Origin of the sequence: Tateyamaria omphalii, from assembly GCF_001969365.1 — a bacterium.
GTDB classification, from domain to species: Bacteria; Pseudomonadota; Alphaproteobacteria; order Rhodobacterales; family Rhodobacteraceae; genus Tateyamaria; species Tateyamaria omphalii_A.
On record NZ_CP019312.1, the window covers coordinates 1,053,642 to 1,074,574 of the forward strand.

Genomic DNA, 20,933 nt, shown 5'->3' on the forward strand with positions numbered 1-20,933 from the left:
GGCCGGGCGGCCCCTTTGGGATCAAAAGGAGACCCTTCGTGTTTGATTTCTTTCGAAACCGGGCTGTGGCGGATGTACCAGAGCAGAAGGCGAGTGCGACGGGGAAGGTTGTGGCCTGGCAGACCGGCGGTCGGGTGGCGTGGTCCCCGCGCGATGCGGTGTCGTTGACCCGGTCCGGGTTTTCCGGAAACCCCGTGGGGTTTCGGTCCGTCAAGCTGATTGCCGAGGCGGCGGCGGCGCTGCCGCTGGTGTTGCAGGATGTGGAGCAGCGGTTTGAGACGCATCCGCTTTTGAGCCTGATCAAGCGGCCCAATCCAGGGCAGGGACGGGCCGAGTTGCTGGAGGCGCTTTATGCGCAGTTGCTGTTGTCGGGCAATGCCTATGTCGAGGCGGTAGCGGGTGAGAGCGGGGCGCCGCTGGAGCTGCATGTGTTGCGGTCGGATCGGATGTCTGTCGTGCCGGGGTCGGATGGGTGGCCTGTGGCCTATGAGTATGCTGTCGGTGGTGCCAAGCATCGCTTTGATGCGGGCGGTGCGGTGAGCCCGATCTGTCATATCAAATCGTTTCATCCGCAGGATGATCATTACGGGTTTTCGCCCATGCAGGCGGCGGCGATGGCGCTGGATGTCCATACGGCGGCGTCGCGGTGGTCGAAGTCTTTGCTGGACAATGCGGCGCGTCCTTCGGGGGCGATTGTATATCGCGGATCTGATGGGCAGTCGCAGCTGTCGGGAGATCAGTACGAGCGCTTGGTGAGTGAGATCGAGACCAACCATTCGGGCGCACGGAATGCGGGGCGGCCGATGCTGCTTGAGGGTGGTCTGGATTGGAAGCCGATGGGCTTTTCGCCCTCCGACATGGAGTTTCAGAAGACTAAGGAGGCCGCAGCGCGTGAGATCGCGCTGGCCTTTGGGGTGCCGCCGATGCTGCTGGGCATTCAGGGGGATGCCACTTACGCCAATTATCAGGAGGCGAACCGTGCGTTTTATCGGTTGACGGTGCTGCCGTTGGCGACGCGGGTCGCTGCCGCCTTGGCCGAGTGGTTGGGGGCGCATACGGGCGAGGACGTGGTGTTGGCGCCGGATCTGGATCAGGTGCCGGCCTTGTCCGCTGAGCGGGATGCGCAGTGGGCACGGGTGGCGGCGGCCGATTTCCTGAGCGTTGCCGAGAAGCGCCGGTTGCTGGGCTTGCCTGCGGTGGCCGAGGACGGTGCGGATGAATGACGCCAAGCTGTGGGAAAAGTTCGCCTGTGGGCCGGGCCTGAAGCTGGAGGCGCATGAGCGGCTGACCGAGGTGCATTTTGCCAATATCTTGGACCGTTTGGCGCGGCTCGAGACGTTGATGGAGCGGCTGGAGAAGCGGTTGTGGCTGACCGTTTACGGCGTTGTGGCCGTTGTTTTGGCGACCGGGTTTCAGTCGATCATGGCGGCGATACCCCAGTGAATATGAGGAGTGAGCGGATGCAGGTGGAAACCGGTCTGGAGACGAAATTTGCGCGCTTTGGCGAGGGTGTCGAAGTGCAGGACGGGACGGTCATCGAGGGCTATGCCAGCCTGTTCGGGGCCTGTGACCAGGGTGGCGATGTGGTGACGAAGGGGGCCTATGCGGCGTCCCTGAAGGCCATTGCTGCCGAGGGTCGCAATGTAAAGATGCTGTGGCAGCACGATCCGGCCCATCCCATCGGCGTGTGGGATGAGGTGCGGGAGGATGCCAAGGGGCTTTGGGTGAAGGGCCGGTTGCTGCCGTCCATTGCCAAGGGTCGCGAGGCGGCGGAGTTGATCGGGGCGGGGGCCATTGATGGGCTGTCCATCGGCTACCGCACCGTGAAGGCCACGAAGAATGACAAGGGCCAGCGGCTCTTGACCGAACTGGAGCTTTGGGAGGTGTCTTTGGTCACGTTCCCGATGCTGCCCAGTGCGCGGGTGGCGGCCAAGGCCGAAGAGATGTCTTCGGATCAGGACGCCCATCTGCGCGACATGGCGGCGGCCCTGCGGGCTGCGCGCGCGGAGTTGGCAACGCGCTGACGCGCAGCGCCGTTTCACACCAACCATCAAGGACATGCTGATGAGCAAGACCGAGATCAAGGCTCGGGCCGGGGAAGGTTTGTCCCCAGCCCAGGACATTGCCGAGGCCATGAATAGTTTCGTCAATGAACTGAAAGGCTTCAAGGCCGACATTCAAACCAAACTTCAACAAACGGAAGAGCGACTGACCATGCTGGATCGGAAAAACATGACTGCGGCGCGCACCCCTCTGGCTGGTGCGGTTGAAACGGGTGCCCCCCATCAGAAGGCGTTCAATGCCTATCTGCGGTCGGGCGAAGATGATGGCCTGCGGGGCCTGGAGCTGGAGGGCAAGTCGCTGTCCACGGCTGTGAATTCGGATGGCGGTTACCTCGTCGATCCGGCGACATCGGAATCAGTGAAATCGGTGCTGAACGCGACCGCGTCGATCCGTTCCATCGCGTCGGTGGTGAATGTCGAGGCGACATCCTATGACGTACTGGTCGACCACACCGATGTGGGCGCAGGCTGGGCGACAGAGACCGCCACGCAGGCCGAGACCGACACCCCCACGATCGACCGCATCACCATCCCGCTGCACGAGCTGTCGGCCCTGCCGAAAGCCTCGCAGCGTCTGCTGGATGACAGCGCGTTCGACATTGAAGGTTGGCTGGCGGGTCGCATTGCCGACAAGTTCGCCCGTGCCGAGGCGGCGGCGTTCATCAACGGTGATGGCATCGACAAGCCCAAGGGTTTCCTGACCCATACGACGGTCGACAATGACGTCTGGGCCTGGGGCAACCTCGGTTATGTGCCCACCGGTGTGGACGGTGACGTGACTGCCGAGGCCATCATCGACGTCGTCTATGCGCTGGGTGCCGAGTACCGCGCCAACGCGACCTTTGTCATGAATTCGAAGACGGCTGGTCTGGTGCGCAAGCTGAAGGACAATGACGGTCGTTTCCTGTGGTCGGACGGTCTGGCCGCTGGTCAGCCCGCAACGTTGATGGGCTACCCGGTGCTGATCGCCGAAGACATGCCTGATGCTGGCAACGGCGCAGACGCCATTGCCTTTGGTGACTTCAACGCAGGCTACACCGTGGCCGAGCGCCCCGATCTGCGTGTGCTGCGTGATCCCTTCAGCGCGAAACCCCACGTCCTGTTCTATGCCACCAAGCGCGTGGGCGGTGACGTGAGCGACTTTGCCGCGATCAAACTGCTGAAATTCGCAACCGCCTAAGGGCAGTTGTGGATGGCCGGGGGTGGGTGACTGCCCCCGGTTCCGGGCGCGCGCTGAATTGCGCCGTGTTGTCTAGCTGCTCCCCTCCGTCCGAGCAACGCGGACTGGCGCGCGCCCGGGCCTTTGGAGCCGAGGGGCAGACTTTTCCTGGAGATGTTCCATGATGTTGAACGAGGTGACCACGGTGCCCGATGGCGCGCTGCCGGTCGAAGAATTCAAGGCGCATCTGCGTCTGGGCAGTGGCTTTGGCAATGACAGTGTGCAGGATGCTGTGTTGATCAGCTTTCTGCGCGCGGCTGTGACGGCAATTGAGGCGCGGACCGGCAAGGTGCTGATCGCGCGTGACTTTGTGCTGTCAGTGACGTCGCTGGCCGCATGGGATGCGGTTGCTTTGCCGGTGGCCCCTGTTGTTGCCGTCCATTCGGTGGCGCTGGTGGACCGTGCCGGGGTCGAAACGCCGGTGCCCGGCGACGCCCATTGGTTGGAGCGTGACATGCATCGTCCGCGTGTGCGGTCCGTTGGCGTGTCATTGCCGACCATTCCGGCGGCGGGTGCGCTGACCGTGTCCTTTTCCGCAGGATACAGTGCCGTTTGGTCCGAGGTTCCTGCAGATCTGGCTCAGGCCGTGATGTTGTTGGCTGCGCATTATTACGAGTTCAGGAACGAGACCAGCCTGAGCGAGGGGTGCATGCCCTTTGGCGTGACCAGCCTGATTGAGCGGTACAAGCCCATTCGTCTGGGCGGGGGTGTCCGGTGAAGGCGCCGCGCCTGAACCGGCGCCTGACCCTTGAGAGCCCGGCCCGCGTGTCCGATGGGGCCGGGGGGTATACCGAAAGCTGGACGCCTATGGGCGTTCTGTGGGCCGAGCTGACCGCAAGGACGGGGCGCGAGACTCTCGCGGCGGGGGCTGCCGTGTCTGCGGTGCCCTATGCCGTTGTCGTGCGCGGTGCCCCAGTGGGCCACCCTGAGCGGCCTGTGCCCGAGCAGCGGTTTCGGGACGGCAACCGCCTGTTCCATGTGCGGAGTGTGGCGGAGCGTGATCCGGAGGGCCGGTATCTGGTCTGCATGGCTGACGAGGAGATCGCGATATGAGTTACGCCGTTTCCGCAGCGCTTCAGAGCGCTGTCTTTGCTGCTGTGGCCTCAGACATCGCCGTCAGCGATGCGGTGGGTGATGCCGTGTATGACGCGCTGCCCAGCGGTGCCGTGCCCAGCATATATGTCAGCATCGGTCCCGAGACCGTGCGTGCCGCCGACGACAAGACCGGCGACGGGGCAGAGCACCGATTTGTCGTGTCTGTCGTGACCGAGGTGCCTGGGTTTTTTGCCGCCAAGGAAGTCGCGGGTCATGTGTGCGACGTGCTGCATGACGCCGACCTTTCGCTGGACCGGGGGCGTCTGGTGTCGCTGCGTTTTGATCGTGCCCGTGCCGTCAAGATCGACAAGGGCACGGGCCGCCGCATCGACCTGACGTTCCGCGCGCGGACCGAAGACAACTAACCAACCACATTGAATGGAGAAAACCCATGGGTGCTCAGAACGGAAAGGACCTGCTGCTGAAGGTCGACATGACCTCGGACGGGCAGTTCGAAACCATCGCGGGTCTGCGGGCCACGCGTGTCAGTTTTAACGCCGAGAGCGTGGACGTCACGAGTCTGGAAAGTCAGGGCGGGTGGCGTGAACTGCTGGCCGGGGCCGGTGTGCGGTCGGCCAGCATCACGGGCGCGGGTGTGTTCAAGGATGAGGGCACAGACGAGCGGGCGCGCCAGATCTTTTTCGACGGCGAGACGCCGAACTTTCAGGTGATCATTCCCGATTTTGGCATTGTCGAGGGCCCGTTCCAGGTCACGTCGCTGGAGTATTCCGGCAGCCACAATGGCGAGGCCACCTATGAGGTGTCGCTGGCGTCAGCCGGTGCGCTTGTGTTCACGGCGCTTGTGGCCTGATGACCAATCCGTGGAGGGGAGAGGTCCCGCTGGTGATCGACGGGCACCCGGAGGTCATGCGTTTGACGCTTGGTGCGCTGGCCGGGCTTGAGGCCGCGTTGGCTGAGCCGTCGCTGGTGGCGCTGGTCGAGCGGTTTGAACAGGGCCGGTTTTCCAGTGCGGATGTTCTGGCGGTGCTGAAGGCGGGTTTGGTCGGGGGCGGGTCCAGCTTTGATCCTGTCGCCTTGGACCATGCCGAGATCGCGGGCGGCCCGATGGGGGCGGCCCGTGCCGCTGCCGAGCTGATCGCCCGCGCGTTCGTGGTGCCGGAGGCATGACCAAGACACTGGACTGGCCCGCGCTGATGCGGGCCGGCATGCAGGGGCTGCGCCTGACGCCTGACGCGTTCTGGGCGCTGACCCCCGCCGAATTGCAGATGATGCTGGGCACGCCCGGTCAGGCCGCACCGCTGCTGAGCGGGGGCTGGACGCGCTGATGGCCGCCTGGCCGGACGAAAAGTCGGAAGGGGACCGCGGATGAGCGATTACAACGACGAGATCGAGAACCTCGAAGAGAACACGGACGGGTTGCGACAGACGCTGGATGCGACCTCGGCCATGGTGACGGGGTTTGATGGCGAATTGCGCCGGATGCGCGAGAGCCTGGCCGCGACGAACAAGGATGTGGCGACGCTGGAAAAGGGGCTGTCGCGCGGTTTGCGCAAGGCCTTTGACGGGCTGGTCTTTGACGGGATGAGCCTGTCGGATGCGCTTGATGGCCTCGCCAATTCGATGATCAACGCAACGTACAATGCCGCGATGAAGCCGGTCACCGACCATGTCGGCGGTTTGTTGGCGACGGGCGCGAGCAACATTTTTGAAAGCATCCTGCCCTTTGCGGATGGGGCGCCGTTCAGCCAGGGGCGCGTGATGCCCTTTGCATCGGGCGGTGTGGTCAGTTCGGCCACGCCCTTTGGCATGCGTGGCGGGATGGGTGTGATGGGTGAGGCGGGCCCCGAGGCGATCATGCCGCTGGCCCGCGGACCCGATGGAAAACTGGGTGTTCGCGGTGGCGGCACGCAAAGCGGTCCGACCGTGGTGATGAACATCACCACGCCGGACGTGCAGGGATTTGCCCGGTCGCAGAACCAGATCGCGGCACAGATGAACCGCGCGCTGAGTCGCGCCAACCGCAACCGTTAAGGAACTGAAGGGGAGCCAACGCCATGAATTTTCACGAGGTAAGATTTCCCGCGTCGCTGAGCTTTGGCTCTGTTGGCGGGCCGGAGCGTCGCACAGAGGTTGTGACCCTTGCCAACGGGTATGAAGAGCGCAACACGCCCTGGGCGCATTCGCGTCGCCGCTATGACGCCGGGCTGGGCATGCGGTCGCTGGACGATGTCGAGACGCTGATCGCGTTTTTCGAAGCTCGCATGGGCCAGATGTATGGGTTCCGGTGGAAGGACTGGGCAGACTTCAAATCCGGTTCTGCCAGCGTTGATCCGGACTTTCTGGACCAGACCATTGCCACTGGTGACGGTGTTCAGGCTGTCTTTCCCTTGGTGAAGACGTACCGTTCCGGTGGATTTTCCTACGCACGACCGATCGCGAAGCCGGTCGCTGGTTCGGTGCGTGTAGGGCTGGGGCGGGACGAAATGCAGGAGGGCGTCGATTACGAAGTTGACCTTGCCACCGGGTTGGTCACCTTCCAGCATCCGCCAGAGGAGAATGAAGAAATCACCGCCGGTTTCGAGTTCGATGTGCCCGTGCGTTTTGACACGGATCAGATCCAGACATCGGTTGCAAGTTTTCAGGCCGGTACGGTTCCAAACGTGCCCATCATCGAGGTGCGTGTGTAATGAGCGGGCAAAGCGACGCGTTTCTGGCCCATGCAGCGACAGGTATCACAACACTGTGCCGCGCCTGGGCGATTGTTCGGAAAGACGGCAAGACCTTTGGGTTTACGGACCACGACACTGAACTGACATTCGATGACATCACGTTTCGGGCGGACACTGGTCTGTCCGCAGCGGCCTTGGCGCAGAGCACCGGCTTGAGCGTCGATAATACGGAAGCGCTGGGCGCACTTACGGATGCCTCGGTGCGTGAAGATGAGATCGAGGCTGGCCGTTTCGACAATGCCGAAGTGCTTGCGTGGATGGTGAACTGGTCTGATCCCGATGTGCGATGGTTGCAGTTTCGCGGAACGATCGGGGAGTTGCGCCGCGCGGGCGGCGCGTTTCATGCAGAACTCCGGGGGCTTACGGAAGCACTTAACCGGCCGCTCGGGCGCATTTACCAGAAGCCCTGTACTGCTGTCCTGGGTGACCGGTCATGTACCTTCGACCTCGACGTGCCGGGATACAGGTATGAGGGCGCTGCCGATCGTATCGTCAATGGGCGCGTCTTCGAATGGGATGATCTGGGCGGGTTTGAGCCGCAGTGGTTCATGCGCGGACGGCTTGACGTGGTGTCGGGTGCCGCAGGCGGACTTTGGGGCATGATCAAGCGTGACGTGTTCGAAGACGGTGTCCGCCGGATCGAGCTGTGGGAAGCGATACGCGGAGAGATCACTCCGGAGGACCAGATCCGCTTGACCGCCGGTTGCGACAAACGGTTTGAGACCTGCCGTTTGAAATTCAACAACCTGATCAACTTCCAGGGTTTCCCGGACCTGCCCAGTGATGACTGGATGATGGCGTATCCGACCTCGGGCGGGTCGAATAGCGGAGGGAGCCTGAGATGACGCATCACGCTTTGTTGGTGGTTGAGGAAGCCCGCCGCTGGATCGGAACCCCGTATGTCCACCAGATGGCGGTGCGCGGAGCAGGCACGGATTGCCTTGGTCTTGTGCGGGGTGTGTGGCGCGCTGTCATCGGGCAAGAGCCGGAGCGGCCCCCTGCTTACAGCATGGATTGGTCCGAGCCGCAGGGGCGGGAACTGCTTTGGGGTGCGGCGTTGCGCCATTTGGAACTCAAAGACCATGCTGCGCACGCGCTGGGCGACGTGATCCTGTTTCGAATGCGCGATGGATCTGTCGCAAAGCATCTGGGTATTCAATCTGAGGTTGGAGATACGCCGCGCTTTGTGCACGCGTATAGCGGGCATGGCGTTGTCGAAAGCCCGTTGAGTGCCCCCTGGGCTCGCCGCGTCGTGGCCCGTTTCCAGTTTCCTGATGGGGAGGCCAGCTGATGGCGACCGTTGTACTATCTGCCGCGGGTGCGGCTATTGGCGGCTCGGTTGGCGGGTCCGTTCTTGGCCTGTCGTCGGTGGCGATTGGGCGGGCCGTCGGCGCGACCCTGGGGCGCCTTATTGACCAACGCGTCATGGGCCAAGGCTCTGAAGTTGTTGAGCATGGAAAGGTTGACCGTTTTCGGTTGTCCAATTCCGGCGAAGGGGCGGCAATTTCTCAGCTTTATGGTCGCATGAGGTTGGGGGGACAGGTCATCTGGACGTCGGACTTTCTGGAAACCGTGTCTGTAACAGGTGGCGGAGGCGGCGGCGGTGGCAAAGGTGCACCCTCTGCGCCGCCCGAACCGGAACGGCGCGAATACTCGTACTCCGTCAGCCTTGCGCTTGCGGTCTGTGAGGGCGAAGTCACCCGGATCGGACGGGTTTGGGCCGACGGCGAAGAGGTCGCGCTGAATGATCTGAACATGCGCGTGTACACCGGATCGATGGATCAGCTTCCAGACCCGCTGATTGAGGCCATCGAAGGTCAAGGAATGGTTCCGGCCTATCGCGGTACGGCCTATGTCGTGATTGAACATCTTGCCTTGGGTCGGTTTGGGAACCGCGTGCCGCAGTTTTCTTTTGAAGTGGTGCGGCCCGAGCAAGCCGAACAAGACGACGCCGACGAGGAGATGACGCGCGCGATTGAAGCCGTCGCGTTGATGCCCGGCACCGGTGAGTATGCGCTGGCAACAACGCCTGTAAACTATGTCGACGCCAACAACGGACGGTGGAGCGCCAACATCAACACCCCTGCCGGACGGCCGGATTTCAGTGTGTCATTGGACGCATTGCAGACGGAGTTGCCGAACTGTGAGGCGGCATCACTGATTGTGTCCTGGTTTGGCAACGACCTGCGCTGCGGCCAGTGTCAGCTGCAGCCAAAAGTCGAGCGATGGAATGTCGAGGGCGAAAACATGCCGTGGTCGGTGAGTGGTTTGCCTCGGACATCGGCCCATGCCATTCCACAGGTCGATGGTCGTCCGATTTACGGGGGGACACCTTCGGATAAATCGGTTGTCGAAGCCATCCGGGCGATGGTTTCTGTTGGAAAGAAGGTGATGTTCTACCCCTTCATTCTCATGGATCAGCTGGAGGGCAATGCGCTACCGAATCCATACCGTCCGGAAGACAGCCAGCCGCATTTGCCTTGGCGCGGTCGGATTACCCTGTCCACGGCGCCAGGTGTCGAAGGATCACCTGACGGCACAGCAGTGGCGGAAGCGGAGGTCGACGCCTTCTTTGGCACGGTAGAAGCCAGCGATTTCTACATCGACAATGAAATTCATTACACCGGACCGACCGAGTGGTCTCTGTCGCGCTTTATCCTGCATTACGCGGCTGTGTGTCGTGCCGCCGGTGGTATCGACTCGTTTTGCATCAGTTCCGAAATGCGCGGGCTGACCCAGATAAGGGGTGCCGGCAACCGCTTTTATGCCGTGGAAAAGCTGAGATCACTTGCCGCACAAGTCCGTCTGTTGCTTGGGCCGGGTATCAAGATCAGCTATGCAGCTGATTGGACAGAATATTTTGGGTACCAGCCCCAGGACGGGACCGGAGACCGCTATTTTCATCTGGATCCGCTTTGGGCCGACGACAACATCGACTTTATTGGCATCGACAATTACATGCCAATTTCAGACTGGCGCGACGGCGACGACCATGCGGATGCTGACTGGCGCAGCATTTACAACCTAGACTATCTGCGCGGCAATATTGAGGGCGGCGAAGGGTACGATTGGTACTACGCTTCAGATGAAGCTGCCGCTGCACAGATCAGAACACCCATCACCGATGGCGCGCATGACGAACCCTGGGTTTATCGTTTCAAGGATTTGCGAAACTGGTGGAGCAACGCCCATCATGAACGTGTCGCCGGTGTGCGGTCAGAGACACCGACGGCGTGGGTGCCTCAATCGAAGCCCATCTGGTTCACAGAAATGGGCTGTGCTGCGATAGACAAAGGCACAAACCAGCCTAACAAGTTCCTTGACCAGAAATCATCCGAAAGCAGCTTGCCTCGCTACTCAAACGGTGCGCGCGATGATTTGATGCAGAAACAGTACCTGCGCGCAATGCATTCCCATTGGCGCGCGCCGGAAAACAACCCGGTTTCCGATGAATATGCCGGTCCAATGGTTGATATGTCGCGAGCGTTTGTCTGGGCTTGGGATGCGCGTCCGTACCCGTTTTTTCCAAATTCTTTGCGGATCTGGTCTGATGGCGACAACTATCCCCGTGGGCATTGGATCAATGGCCGTACGTCCGGACGGTCAATTGCGTCTGTTGTCGGTGAAATTTGTGACCGTTCCGGTTTGGTGCACTATGACACTTCAGAGCTTTACGGTTTTGTTAGCGGGTACGTTGTGGACGACGTCACGGATGCGCGTGGTGCCTTGCAACCCTTGATGCTGCGCTTTGCATTTGATGCGGTGGAGCGGGATGGGGTTTTGAAGTTCATCACGCGGACGGGCCAGAACGCCGTCGCTTTGCCTTCCGGCACACTTGCACTGCATTCCGATCTTAACGGAAGCCTCGAGCAATCTCGCGAGTCAGACGCTGATCTGGCAGGGCGTGTTCGGTTGAGATTCGTGCAGACAGATGGCAATTTTGACGTTTTATCGGAAGAAGCGGTGCTGGCGGATGACGCCACGCACGCGGTATCTACAAGTGAGATTCCGATGGCCCTGACGCGCCCGGAAGGGCGACAAGTAGCTGAGCGCTGGCTTACCGAAGCGCGGATTGCGCGGGAGGGAGTCAAGCTCGCCCTCCCTCCTTCTCTCATTGGAGTTGGTGCTGGCGATGTGATCGAAGTCGCGGCAGACAAATCGGAGGGCCCTGGGCTTTATCGAGTGGATCGCGTTGAACAAGGCGAGATGCAACTGCTTGAAGCCGTGAGGATCGAACCTGAAATCTATACGCCGTCTGAGATTTCTGACGAGTTGGCAGGCGTGCGCGAATTCGTTCCGCCGGTACCACTGACATCTGTGTTCATGGATTTGCCGCTCTTGACTGGTGATGAGGTCGAGCACGCACCACATGTCGCGGTTACCGGAACACCATGGCCGGGCGGCGTTGCCGTCTACCAGTCATCTTCGGATTCGGATTTCCAACTGAATTCTATCGTCGCAGCGCGTTCGAGTGTCGGTTTTCTGAACCGCCCGTTGTTGCGTGCAAAAAGTGGTCTGATCGATTACGGCGAGCCGCTTGAAGTGAAGATGGTTCACGGCACGCTGCAGTCCATTCCGGATACCGGGCTTTTGAATGGTCGCAACCTGGCTGCCATCGGAGATGGTTCGCCCGACAATTGGGAACTCATCCAGTTCAGAGATGTCGAGTTGATTGCCGAGAACCAGTATTTGTTGTCGCACAGGTTACGCGGTCAAGCAGGCACCGACGCCCTCATGCCCGAAGAATGGCCGACCGGTTCATGGTTCGTCCTGATGAATGGTGTTCCTTCGCAGATTACCCTTCAGCGTACCCTGCGGCGCATTTCGCAGACATTTCGCGTCGGGCCATCGCGGCGCAGCTACGATGATCCTTCCTACACGGAGGTGCAGCACGCGTTTAACGGCAATGGTTTGCGTCCTTATTCGCCAGTTCACTTGACGCTGTCGCGTGGTTCGGCAGGCGTAAACGCAACGTGGATCAGGCGGACGCGGCTTGATGGTGACGAGTGGGAATTGCCGGATGTGCCATTGGCAGAGGAAACCGAAAGTTACTCGGTTCGCGTTTTGCAGGCGGGACAGATCTTGCGGGAAACGACCGTTGCTTCGCCGAACTGGTCTTATTCTGATGCGATGCAGCAGTTGGATGGAGTGTCTGGCGCGTTTGCAGTTGCAGTCGCACAGAACTCAGCCCGTTTCGGTTCGGGTCCCTTCACGACTGCGGTTTGGGACGTTCCAAGCGTCTGACATGCGTGTTCGGTAGCGCTAGCGTCGCCATCAATAGTGTTTTGGAATGTGGGGCATCACGGCTTTGCGTTTGGAGAAGTGTCCTTATGTAGGTTATGGACAGGCTGAAAGGACGCACCATGGCTGACCTACGTACGAATGTTTCTTCCATTGACCCGGTTTGGGATCAGATTACGGAAGAAGCACGACAGGCTGTTTCAGACGAGCCTCTGATCGGCGGCTTTGTGCACGCATGCATCCTGCATCACAAGTCGGTTGAGAAGGCGCTGTCGTACAGAATTGCCGCGAAACTGGCGTCAAATGAGATGTCGATGGTGGTTGTGCGTGAGATTGTTGAGGAGGCATATCAGACATCTCCTGCTTTGGTTGAAGCGGCGCGCGCCGATCTGGTCGCCGTGTATGAGCGAGATCCAGCGTGCCATCGGTTGCTGCAACCGATCTTATATTTCAAGGGCTACCAAGCCATGCAGGCCTACCGCGTTGGTCACTATTTGTGGACCGAGGGGCATCGGGACCTTGCCTATTTCTTCCAGATGCGGGTGTCAGAGATTTTCGGCGTCGATATTCACCCCGCCGCGCACATTGGGAAGGGTATAATGATTGATCACGCCCATTCGATTGTCATCGGCGAGACGGCGATTGTTGGTGACAACGTGTCGATGTTGCATTCGGTGACGCTTGGCGGGACCGGCAAAGAGGAAGAAGATCGTCACCCCAAGATCGGTAATGGTGTTTTGATTGGTGCCGGGGCTAAGGTTCTGGGCAACATCAAGATCGGCAATTGCAGTCGCATCGCGGCGGGTTCGGTTGTTTTGGAGGAAGTTCCGCCGTGCAAGACGGTTGCGGGCATCCCGGCCAGGATTGTGGGTGAAGCGGGATGCGATCAGCCATCGGTATCCATGAACCACATGCTGGGCAAAGATCACTAGATCGTGGATACGATTTCGAAAAGGCCGGAGCTTTGCTCCGGCCTTTTTCTGTTTTTACGCAGGGCCTTAGGCTAGCATTGCCAGTGGGTTTTCAAGGTTGTCTACGATGACCTGCAGCAACTGTGCGCCAAGCGCGCCGTCGATGACGCGGTGATCGACGGACAAGGTGACAGACATCACCGTCGCCACGCCCAGTTTTCCATCCTTGCCCACGATCGGTTTCTTGACGCCAGTGCCAACGGCCAGAATTGCACCGTGCGGTGGGTTGATAACAGCGTCAAAATTATCAATGCCGAACATGCCAAGGTTCGAAATTGCAAAGCTGCCGCCCTGATACTCATGCGGTGCCAACTTCCGGTCCCGTGCGCGGCTTGCCAGACCCTTCATTTCGGCGGACAAGGCCGACAGCGACTTTTGATGTGCGTCTTGCAAGACCGGCGTGAAAAGACCTCCTTCGATAGCTACGGCCACCGCTACATCAGACGGAGTCAATTTTAGCACCTTGTCGCCAGCCCAAACGGCATTCGCTTCCGGCACTTGCTGTAGGGCCAAAGCGCACGCCTTGATAATGAAATCGTTCACCGACAATTTCACACCGCGATCCGCCAGTTGGCCATTCAAAGTGCCGCGGAACTCAAGCAGGGCGTCCAGCTTGATGTCTCGGCGGAGGTAGAAATGCGGCACGGTTTGCTTGGCTTCAGTAAGACGCGCTGCGATGGTTTTGCGCATTCCATCGAGCTCGACCTCTTCGTATTCCCGGCTCGCATACATTTTCGCAATTGCGTCGCTTGATGGGCCACTTGGCGCAGCGAGCGCTGCTTGCACCGGGCTTGCGTCTGCGGTGGGCTCAGCCGCCGTCACAGGCGCGGCTTCAGCACTTTCAACATCAGCCTTGACGATACGCCCATGTGGGCCAGACCCCTTGATGGCACTCAGGTCCAAACCTTTCTGCGCTGCGATACGGCGGGCGAGGGGCGAGGCGAAAATGCGTTTGACGTCGCCGCTCTTTTGGGCTGCCGCTGCGGTGGTTGCGTCTGTTTCTCCATGACCATGGCCTTCTGTCGACGTTGTTTCGTCTGATGCATCCTCCGGCGCCGCACTGTTGCCGGCCGCCTCCTTTGGAACGGATGTGTCACCAATGTCGTCGGCGCTTTCACCGTCTTCGAGCAGTACCGCAATGGGCGTGTTGACCTTCACGCCCTCGCTGCCCTCGGCCACGAGGATCTTGCCCACCGTCCCCTCATCGACGGCCTCGAACTCCATCGTCGCCTTGTCCGTCTCGATCTCGGCCAGAAGGTCGCCGGACGATACCGTATCCCCCTCTTTCACCAGCCACTTTGCAAGCGTGCCTTCCTCCATCGTCGGAGACAGCGCGGGCATGAGAATTTCTATCGGCATGTCTGCGGCTCCTTAGCGGTAGGTAACTTGTTTGACGGCCTGGATCACCTCAGCTGTGGTGATCAACGCGTGCTTTTCGAGGTTAGCGGCATAGGGCATCGGGACATCCTTACCCGTGCAGTTGATGACAGGCGCATCAAGGTAGTCGAACGCTTGCTGCATAATGACAGAGCTAATGTAGTTGCCGACGGAGCCTTGCGGCCAACCTTCTTCAACGGTCACACAGCGGTTGGTCTTCATCACCGAGTTGATGATGGTGCCCGTATCCATAGGGCGCAATGTGCGCAGGTCGATGACTTCGGCGTTGATACCCTCTTCGGCCAGCTTGTCGGCGGCCTCAAGAGCGTATTGCATACCGATCCCGAAGGACACGATGGTCACGTCCTCGCCCTCGCGCCAGATGCGTGCCTTGCCGAATGGGATCGAGAAGTCATCCATGTCGGGCACGTCGAAGGTGCGGCCATAAAGGATCTCGTTTTCCAGGAAGATCACAGGGTTGGGGTCGCGGATAGCGGTCTTCATCAACCCTTTGGCGTCCGAGGCGGAATAGGGCATGGCCACCTTAAGACCAGGCACCTGCATGTACCACGCGGCGTAGTCCTGGGAGTGCTGGGCACCCACGCGGGCGGCGGCACCGTTCGGACCGCGAAAGACCATGGGCGCGCCCATCTGGCCGCCGGACATATACAGCGTCTTGGCAGCGGAGTTGATAATCTGGTCGATCGCCTGCATAGCGAAGTTGAAGGTCATGAACTCGACAATAGGGCGCAATCCGCCAAAGGCGGCGCCGACCCCGATCCCGGCAAAACCGTGTTCTGTGATGGGTGTGTCGATCACGCGCTTTGCGCCGAACTCATCGAGCAAGCCTTGGGACACTTTGTAAGCGCCCTGATACTCGGCCACTTCCTCGCCCATCAGGAACACGGTCTCGTCCGCACGCATCTCTTCAGCCATCGCGTCGCGCAAAGCTTCACGCACAGTCTGTTCCTTCATGGCGGTGCCTTCCGGCCAGTCAGGGCTCGCATCCACCTTTGGGGCAGGGGGTGTATCGGGGGTAGAGGCGGTCGCGGGGGAGGCGGCCTTGCCCTCTTCGCCGTTCAACGCAGCGGGGGCAGGGGCGCTTGACGTCTCGATGTCGTCCACGCTCTCGCCTTCCTCGATCAGGACGGCGATGGGGGTGTTCACCTTTACGCCTTCGGTGCCTTCGTCGATCAGGATCTTGCCGACGATCCCCTCGTCAACAGCTTCGAACTCCATCGTCGCCTTATCGGTCTCGATCTCGGCCATGATGTCGCCGGACGACACCGTATCGCCCTCCTTCACCAGCCATTTCGCAAGCGTGCCTTCCTCCATCGTGGGGGACAGGGCGGGCATCAGAATTTCGGTTGCCATGTGTCTTGCTCCCCTTACGCGTTCTGCGGCGCCGTTTCGGCGTAGATGTCGGTCCAAAGCTCGTCGAGCGCTGGCTCTGGGCTCTCCTTCGCAAACTCGGCGCTGGCGTTCACGACCTCCTTGATCTCCTTGTCGATGGCCTTCAGATCCTCTTCGCTCGCATGCTTGCCCGTCAGCAACATCGAGCGCACCGCCTCGATGGGATCACGCTCATCGCGCATCTTCTGCACCTCCTCGCGGGTCCGGTACTTGGCCGGGTCCGACATCGAATGCCCGCGATAGCGATAGGTCTTTATCTCAAGAATGTAAGGTCCCTTGCCAGACCGGCAGTGGGCCACGGCCTTCTCACCGGCGGCCTTCACGGCCAGCACATCCATGCCGTCCACTTCCTCACCGGGAATGCCATAGGCGGCACCCCGCTCCCAGTAGCTGGGCGACTTGGTGGACCGCTGGGTCGACGTGCCCATGGCGTACTGGTTGTTTTCAATGACAAATACGACAGGCAAGTCCCACAGCTCGGCCATGTTGTAGGATTCGTAAACCTGCCCCTGGTTCGCGGCCCCATCCCCGAAATAGGTAAAGGTCACGCGCCCGTTCTCCTTGTACTTGTCGGCAAAAGCCAAACCGGCCCCCAGCGGCACCTGAGCGGCCACAATGCCGTGGCCGCCATAAAAATGCTTCTCTTTCGAGAACATGTGCATCGAACCGCCCTTGCCCTTGGAATAGCCGCCCTCGCGGCCCGTCAGCTCGGCCATGACGCCGTTGGGGTCCATGCCACAGGCCAGCATATGGCCGTGATCGCGATAGGACGTGATGCGCTTGTCGCCTTCCTCGGCCGCAGCCTCCAGCCCCACGACAACGGCCTCCTGCCCGATATACAGGTGGCAAAAGCCGCCAATCAGACCCATGCCGTACAACTGGCCCGCCTTTTCCTCGAAGCGGCGGATCAAAAGCATGTCGCGGTAGTAGCCTTTCAGCTCCTCCGCTGACACGTTCGGTTTACTTGCGGCTTTGCGCGCGGCCATGCGGCGACCTCCCATAAATGGAATAGTTTAGCGTTAAACTATTCCCTACAGGATTCGGTTCCCATACGCGACAGTCAATTTGCCGCAACGGCAAGCGCGTGCATATCAGGCATGTTTTGTGGGAGATCAGCGGATGACAATCTCGTCGCTGCGCAACATCCCCAGCACGCTGCGGGCCTGCTCATCCAGCAGATCAAGATCAAGATAACCGTCCGACAACCGCTTGGTCAGGTTCTCCATCTCGGCCACCTGCGCCTGCACCTCTACCAGTTGCGCGGCCAGATCGCGCGCTTCGGCCTGGATCTCCGCCCGGCGGAACACGCCAAAATCCCCCTGCACAGCGGCAAAGGTGAAATAGGTCGCAAGCGCAAATGCGACCGAGAAAAAGACGAAGGTGCCCAAAGCGGGGCGTGCGGTGCGGGTCATACTACTCTGCCTCTGATCCGCCTCTATGGGCGGTTTTGATCACTATGGCACAGGTGATTCGCGCTGTGAATCCCCTTTGTTTTATTTGGCTGATTTGGGCGGACGACACGTCCGCCTTACGCGGTAAGGCGCATCCTGATGCGCCCGAACCCATGCAGACGTCAGTGCTTGCCCATCATTTGCGCCGCAACCCGCGTTGTGATCCCGCGCGGACTGATCCGGGGCAGAAAGGCAAAAACCTTGTTCATCATGCCCGGCACGACGATGCGCTTGCCAATGCGCGCCTCAAGCCAACCCAACTCGGCGACCTCTCCGGCTTTCATCGGTTTCGCCATTTTCAGCAGCCGCACACCGTCCATGTCGGCGTCTTCAAAGAAATTCGTGGCTGTCGCACCGGGGCACAGGGCGGTCACTGTCACATTCGATCCGCGCAGCTCTTCTGCCACCGCCTCTGACAACGACAGGACATAGGCTTTGGTGCCATGATAGACCGCCATGTTCGGACCGGGCGTGAACCCCGCGACAGACGACACATTCAGGATGCGCCCTTTGGGCAGTGCATTCATATGCGGGATCGCCAGCTTCATCAGCCGCGTCAGCGCCAGCATGTTCACATTGATCGACGCCAGTTCGCGCGCCCAGCCCTGACCTTCGTCAAAGGGCCCGTTGTAGCCAAGCCCCGCATTGTTCACGAGCACATCAATCTCGCGCCCGTCGGTGGCTTGCGTCCACAGCCGCTCGACCTGGTCCATGTCGGACAGATCGGCAGGGATCACCACAACCTCGACACCGCGCGCGCGGACCTCGTCCGCGACCTTGTTCAGCTTGTCCTCTGAGCGCGCAGCAAGGATCAGGTTGCGCTGCTCCTTGGCTGCGATGCGCGCAAACTCCACGCCCAAGCCTTCGGATGCGCCGGTGATGAGTGTCCAGGCCATGTGGTGATCCCCGTATTCAATGTGTCAATACGGGGTAATATGGGGGCAGGGCCCTGCCGCGCCAACCGTGGGCGGTCCTTATTGGGTCAGGGCCGCGACGCCGGGCAATTCCTTGCCCTCCATCCATTCCAGAAAAGCGCCCCCGGCGGTGGAGATATAGGTGAAATCATCCGCCACCCCTGCCTGGTTCAACGCGGCCACGGTATCGCCGCCGCCCGCAACGGTAACCAGCTTGCCCGCTTTGGTCAGCTCCGCCGCCGCCTTGGCCGCCGCAACCGTCGCCGTGTCGAACGGTGCGATCTCGAACGCGCCCAGCGGCCCGTTCCAGATCAAGGTTTCCAAGTCGTCAAAGCACCGCGCGATGGTTTCTGCCGCGTCATCGCCCGCATCCAGCACCATCTGGTCGGCGGCCAGCTTTGTGTCTTGCCCAAGGGCAACAATCTCATGCGCCGCACCCGCCTTGAACTCGGTCGCCACCCGCCCATCGGTCGGCAGAATGACGGTGCAGCCTGCGTCCTTGGCTGCCGCCATGATGTCGCGCGCGGTGTCGTGCAGGTCCGCTTCCTGAAGTGATGCGCCAAGGTCCGCTCCCTGGGCTGCGATAAAGGTGTTGGCCATGCCGCCCCCGATGATCAACACGTCTATCTTCTTCACAAGGTTCTGTAGCAGGTCCAGCTTGGTCGACACCTTGGCCCCGCCAACGACCGCACCCACAGGACGCTTCGGCGTGGACAGCGCCGCCTCCAACGCTTCCAGTTCGGCCTGCATCAACCGCCCCGCACAGCTGGGCAGCAGGTGCGCCACGCCCGTGGTCGAGGCATGCGCCCGGTGCGCCGCCGAGAACGCGTCGTTGCAAAAGACGTCGCCGAGGGTCGCCAGAAACTGCGCCATCTGCGGATCGTTCGCTTCCTCCATGGGGGTAAAGCGCGTGTTCTCGACCAGGATCACCGCGTCTCCCGGCTGCGCATCAATCCAGTCCCGGCTGGGACGCTCGACAAATGTGACGGTGCAGCCAAACGCCTCTTCCAGCGCGGGCACCAGTCGCTGCAGGGACATCTCCGGGTTGGGCTTGCCCTTGGGCCGGCCAAAATGCGCCAGCAGCACCGGGCTGCCGCCCTTGGCGCGGATGTCGGCGATGGTCGGCACAATCCGCGCGATCCGGGTGGCGTCGGTGATGCGGCCGTCTTCCATGGGCACGTTGATGTCCACACGGGTCAGCACGCGCTTGCCCGAGAGGTCCATGTCATCCAGCGATTTCCAGCCCATGTCGCGCACTCCTTTGTCTGGGGGTCAGCCCTTCCATCGCGGCAAATGCACCTTGGGTCAACCGGGTGGCTTGTCCCTGGGCGTTCACAGGCTTAGGTAGGTGCCCAAACAAAAGGAAAGAGGCATCCATGGCCGAGATCAAAGACCCCGAAAACACGATCCTGATGGAACTGAAGGGCGGCACCGTCACCATCCAGCTGCTGCCCGACGTGGCGCCCGCGCATGTGGAGCGGATGAAGGAACTGGCGCGCGCGGGCGAGTATGACAACGTGGCCTTCCACCGCGTGATCGACGGCTTCATGGCGCAGACGGGCGATGTGCAGCACGGCGACATGGAAGACGGGTTCAACATCCGCATGGCCGGAACGGGTGGCTCGGACAAACCCGATCTGCCAGCCGAGTTCTCCAAGATCCCGCACGCCCGCGGCTCTCTTGGCGCCGCCCGTTCGGCGAACCCCAACAGCGCGAACTCGCAGTTTTTCATCAACTTCAAGGACAATGATTTCCTGAACGGGCAGTACACCGTCTACGGTCAGGTCGTTGGGGGGATGGAACATGTGGACGCGATCACCCGCGGTGAGCCGCCGGCGGAGCCCGACCGGATGATCAGCGTGAAGGTCGCCGCCGATGTGGCGTAACCTGATCGCAGCCGCAGTGCTTGCTGTCCCTGCGGGGACAGTGCTCGCTTCTGGGCTCGAGATCGAGGTGGCGGGCGAGGCCAATGGCACGATCGCCATCGATCTGCTGGAAGACACGGCGCCGCAGCACGTGGAGCGGATCACTGCGCTGGCCCAAGGTGGCGAGTATGACGGGGTGGCCTTTCACCGCGTGATCGACGGCTTCATGGCTCAGACGGGCGACGTGCAGTTCGGCGATACCGGCGCCAATTACAACGGGCGTCGCGCGGGCACGGGCGGGTCGGACCAGCCGGACCTTCCGGCGGAGTTTTCAGACATCAGTTTTGACCGGGGCGTCGTCGGGATGGCGCGGTCGCAGAGCCCGAACAGCGCCAACAGCCAGTTCTTTATCATGTTCGCGCCGGGGCCGTTTCTGGACGGGCAATATACAGTCGTGGGGCGTGTCACCTCAGGGCTGGAGGTGCTGGATCGGATCAAGCGCGGGCATCCGCGGTCGGGGGCCATTGAGGGCGCACCGGACGTGATGACCAAGGTCTCTGTCACCGAGTGAAAATCTGTCCCCGCGGGGACAAAATGGAGGGGCGCGAGAATTTCGCGCCCTTTTTTATTTCAA

General features: G+C 60.9%; 24 protein-coding genes. 18 read left to right on the plus strand and 6 right to left on the minus strand.

Annotated features, from left to right (window positions below; translation table 11 throughout):
- Positions 1-38 precede the first annotated feature (38 nt).
- From BWR18_RS05200 to cysE, 16 genes are all read left to right on the plus strand, one after another.
- Complete coding sequence (locus tag BWR18_RS05200) at positions 39-1,223, plus strand: phage portal protein (RefSeq protein ID WP_076630135.1); 1,185 nt, start codon at positions 39-41, stop codon at positions 1,221-1,223.
- A complete protein-coding gene (locus BWR18_RS05205) occupies positions 1,216-1,443 on the plus strand; it encodes a GTA head formation protein, RCAP_rcc01685 family (protein WP_076627017.1) in 228 nt (75 codons plus the stop codon). Before BWR18_RS05200 ends, BWR18_RS05205 begins: the two co-directional genes overlap by 8 nt.
- A gap of 17 nt (positions 1,444-1,460) precedes the next feature.
- On the plus strand, positions 1,461-2,024 hold the full coding sequence (locus BWR18_RS05210) for an HK97 family phage prohead protease (protein ID WP_076627018.1): 564 nt from the start codon (positions 1,461-1,463) through the stop codon (positions 2,022-2,024).
- Positions 2,025-2,064: 40 nt separating this feature from the next.
- A complete protein-coding gene (locus tag BWR18_RS05215) occupies positions 2,065-3,243 on the plus strand; it encodes a phage major capsid protein (protein WP_076630136.1) in 1,179 nt (392 codons plus the stop codon).
- A gap of 160 nt (positions 3,244-3,403) precedes the next feature.
- Complete coding sequence (locus BWR18_RS05220) at positions 3,404-4,000, plus strand: head-tail connector protein (RefSeq protein ID WP_076627019.1); 597 nt, start codon at positions 3,404-3,406, stop codon at positions 3,998-4,000.
- The gene (locus tag BWR18_RS05225) at positions 3,997-4,335 is read left to right on the plus strand and encodes a phage head closure protein (protein ID WP_076627020.1); all 339 of its coding nucleotides are present in this window, start codon (positions 3,997-3,999) and stop codon (positions 4,333-4,335) included. Before BWR18_RS05220 ends, BWR18_RS05225 begins: the two co-directional genes overlap by 4 nt.
- The gene (locus BWR18_RS05230; RefSeq protein ID WP_076627021.1) at positions 4,332-4,742 is read left to right on the plus strand and encodes a DUF3168 domain-containing protein; all 411 of its coding nucleotides are present in this window, start codon (positions 4,332-4,334) and stop codon (positions 4,740-4,742) included. The genes BWR18_RS05225 and BWR18_RS05230 overlap by 4 nt, the downstream gene beginning before the upstream one ends.
- Before the next feature lie 26 nt (positions 4,743-4,768).
- Positions 4,769-5,188, plus strand: a complete 420-nt coding sequence (locus BWR18_RS05235; RefSeq protein WP_076627022.1) for a phage major tail protein, TP901-1 family — start codon at positions 4,769-4,771, stop codon at positions 5,186-5,188.
- Positions 5,188-5,505: a gene transfer agent family protein gene (locus BWR18_RS05240; protein ID WP_076627023.1), complete on the plus strand. Its 318-nt coding sequence runs from the start codon at positions 5,188-5,190 to the stop codon at positions 5,503-5,505. The genes BWR18_RS05235 and BWR18_RS05240 overlap by 1 nt, the downstream gene beginning before the upstream one ends.
- Entirely contained in the window at positions 5,502-5,663 is a 162-nt protein-coding gene (locus tag BWR18_RS05245) for a rcc01693 family protein (protein WP_157598656.1), read from the plus strand. The genes BWR18_RS05240 and BWR18_RS05245 overlap by 4 nt, the downstream gene beginning before the upstream one ends.
- A gap of 40 nt (positions 5,664-5,703) precedes the next feature.
- Positions 5,704-6,369, plus strand: a complete 666-nt coding sequence (locus BWR18_RS05250; RefSeq protein ID WP_076627024.1) for a phage tail tape measure protein — start codon at positions 5,704-5,706, stop codon at positions 6,367-6,369.
- A 23-nt stretch (positions 6,370-6,392) separates the two neighbouring features.
- On the plus strand, positions 6,393-7,025 hold the full coding sequence (locus BWR18_RS05255; RefSeq protein WP_076627025.1) for a DUF2460 domain-containing protein: 633 nt from the start codon (positions 6,393-6,395) through the stop codon (positions 7,023-7,025).
- Complete coding sequence (locus BWR18_RS05260) at positions 7,025-7,912, plus strand: DUF2163 domain-containing protein (RefSeq protein ID WP_076627026.1); 888 nt, start codon at positions 7,025-7,027, stop codon at positions 7,910-7,912. Before BWR18_RS05255 ends, BWR18_RS05260 begins: the two co-directional genes overlap by 1 nt.
- Entirely contained in the window at positions 7,909-8,358 is a 450-nt protein-coding gene (locus BWR18_RS05265; protein WP_076627027.1) for an NlpC/P60 family protein, read from the plus strand. Before BWR18_RS05260 ends, BWR18_RS05265 begins: the two co-directional genes overlap by 4 nt.
- Positions 8,358-12,311: a baseplate multidomain protein megatron gene (locus BWR18_RS05270; RefSeq protein ID WP_076627028.1), complete on the plus strand. Its 3,954-nt coding sequence runs from the start codon at positions 8,358-8,360 to the stop codon at positions 12,309-12,311. The genes BWR18_RS05265 and BWR18_RS05270 overlap by 1 nt, the downstream gene beginning before the upstream one ends.
- 119 nt (positions 12,312-12,430) lie before the next feature.
- Positions 12,431-13,240: a serine O-acetyltransferase gene (cysE, locus tag BWR18_RS05275; protein ID WP_076630137.1), complete on the plus strand. Its 810-nt coding sequence runs from the start codon at positions 12,431-12,433 to the stop codon at positions 13,238-13,240.
- Between the two features lie 66 nt (positions 13,241-13,306).
- Here the strand turns inward: cysE and BWR18_RS05280 are convergent, their stop codons facing one another.
- The 6 genes from BWR18_RS05280 to BWR18_RS05305 form a co-directional block, all read right to left on the minus strand.
- Positions 13,307-14,638, minus strand: a complete 1,332-nt coding sequence (locus BWR18_RS05280) for a pyruvate dehydrogenase complex dihydrolipoamide acetyltransferase (protein WP_076627029.1) — start codon at positions 14,636-14,638, stop codon at positions 13,307-13,309.
- Positions 14,639-14,650: 12 nt separating this feature from the next.
- A complete protein-coding gene (locus BWR18_RS05285) occupies positions 14,651-16,030 on the minus strand; it encodes a pyruvate dehydrogenase complex E1 component subunit beta (protein ID WP_076627030.1) in 1,380 nt (459 codons plus the stop codon).
- A 14-nt stretch (positions 16,031-16,044) separates the two neighbouring features.
- Positions 16,045-17,055 (minus strand): pyruvate dehydrogenase (acetyl-transferring) E1 component subunit alpha, encoded by a 1,011-nt coding sequence (gene pdhA, locus BWR18_RS05290; RefSeq protein ID WP_076627031.1) that lies wholly within the window; start codon positions 17,053-17,055, stop codon positions 16,045-16,047.
- Between the two features lie 126 nt (positions 17,056-17,181).
- Positions 17,182-17,481, minus strand: coding sequence for an FtsB family cell division protein (locus BWR18_RS05295; RefSeq protein WP_076627032.1), 300 nt, complete (start codon positions 17,479-17,481; stop codon positions 17,182-17,184).
- A gap of 161 nt (positions 17,482-17,642) precedes the next feature.
- Positions 17,643-18,416 (minus strand): SDR family NAD(P)-dependent oxidoreductase, encoded by a 774-nt coding sequence (locus BWR18_RS05300; RefSeq protein ID WP_076627033.1) that lies wholly within the window; start codon positions 18,414-18,416, stop codon positions 17,643-17,645.
- A gap of 78 nt (positions 18,417-18,494) precedes the next feature.
- A complete protein-coding gene (locus tag BWR18_RS05305) occupies positions 18,495-19,682 on the minus strand; it encodes a phosphoglycerate kinase (RefSeq protein ID WP_076630138.1) in 1,188 nt (395 codons plus the stop codon).
- 128 nt (positions 19,683-19,810) lie between these two features.
- Here BWR18_RS05305 and BWR18_RS05310 point away from each other — a divergent pair, with 128 nt between their 5' ends.
- Both BWR18_RS05310 and BWR18_RS05315 read left to right on the plus strand, forming a co-directional pair.
- A complete protein-coding gene (locus BWR18_RS05310) occupies positions 19,811-20,320 on the plus strand; it encodes a peptidylprolyl isomerase (RefSeq protein WP_076627034.1) in 510 nt (169 codons plus the stop codon).
- On the plus strand, positions 20,310-20,870 hold the full coding sequence (locus BWR18_RS05315) for a peptidylprolyl isomerase (RefSeq protein WP_076627035.1): 561 nt from the start codon (positions 20,310-20,312) through the stop codon (positions 20,868-20,870). Before BWR18_RS05310 ends, BWR18_RS05315 begins: the two co-directional genes overlap by 11 nt.
- Positions 20,871-20,933 lie beyond the last annotated feature (63 nt).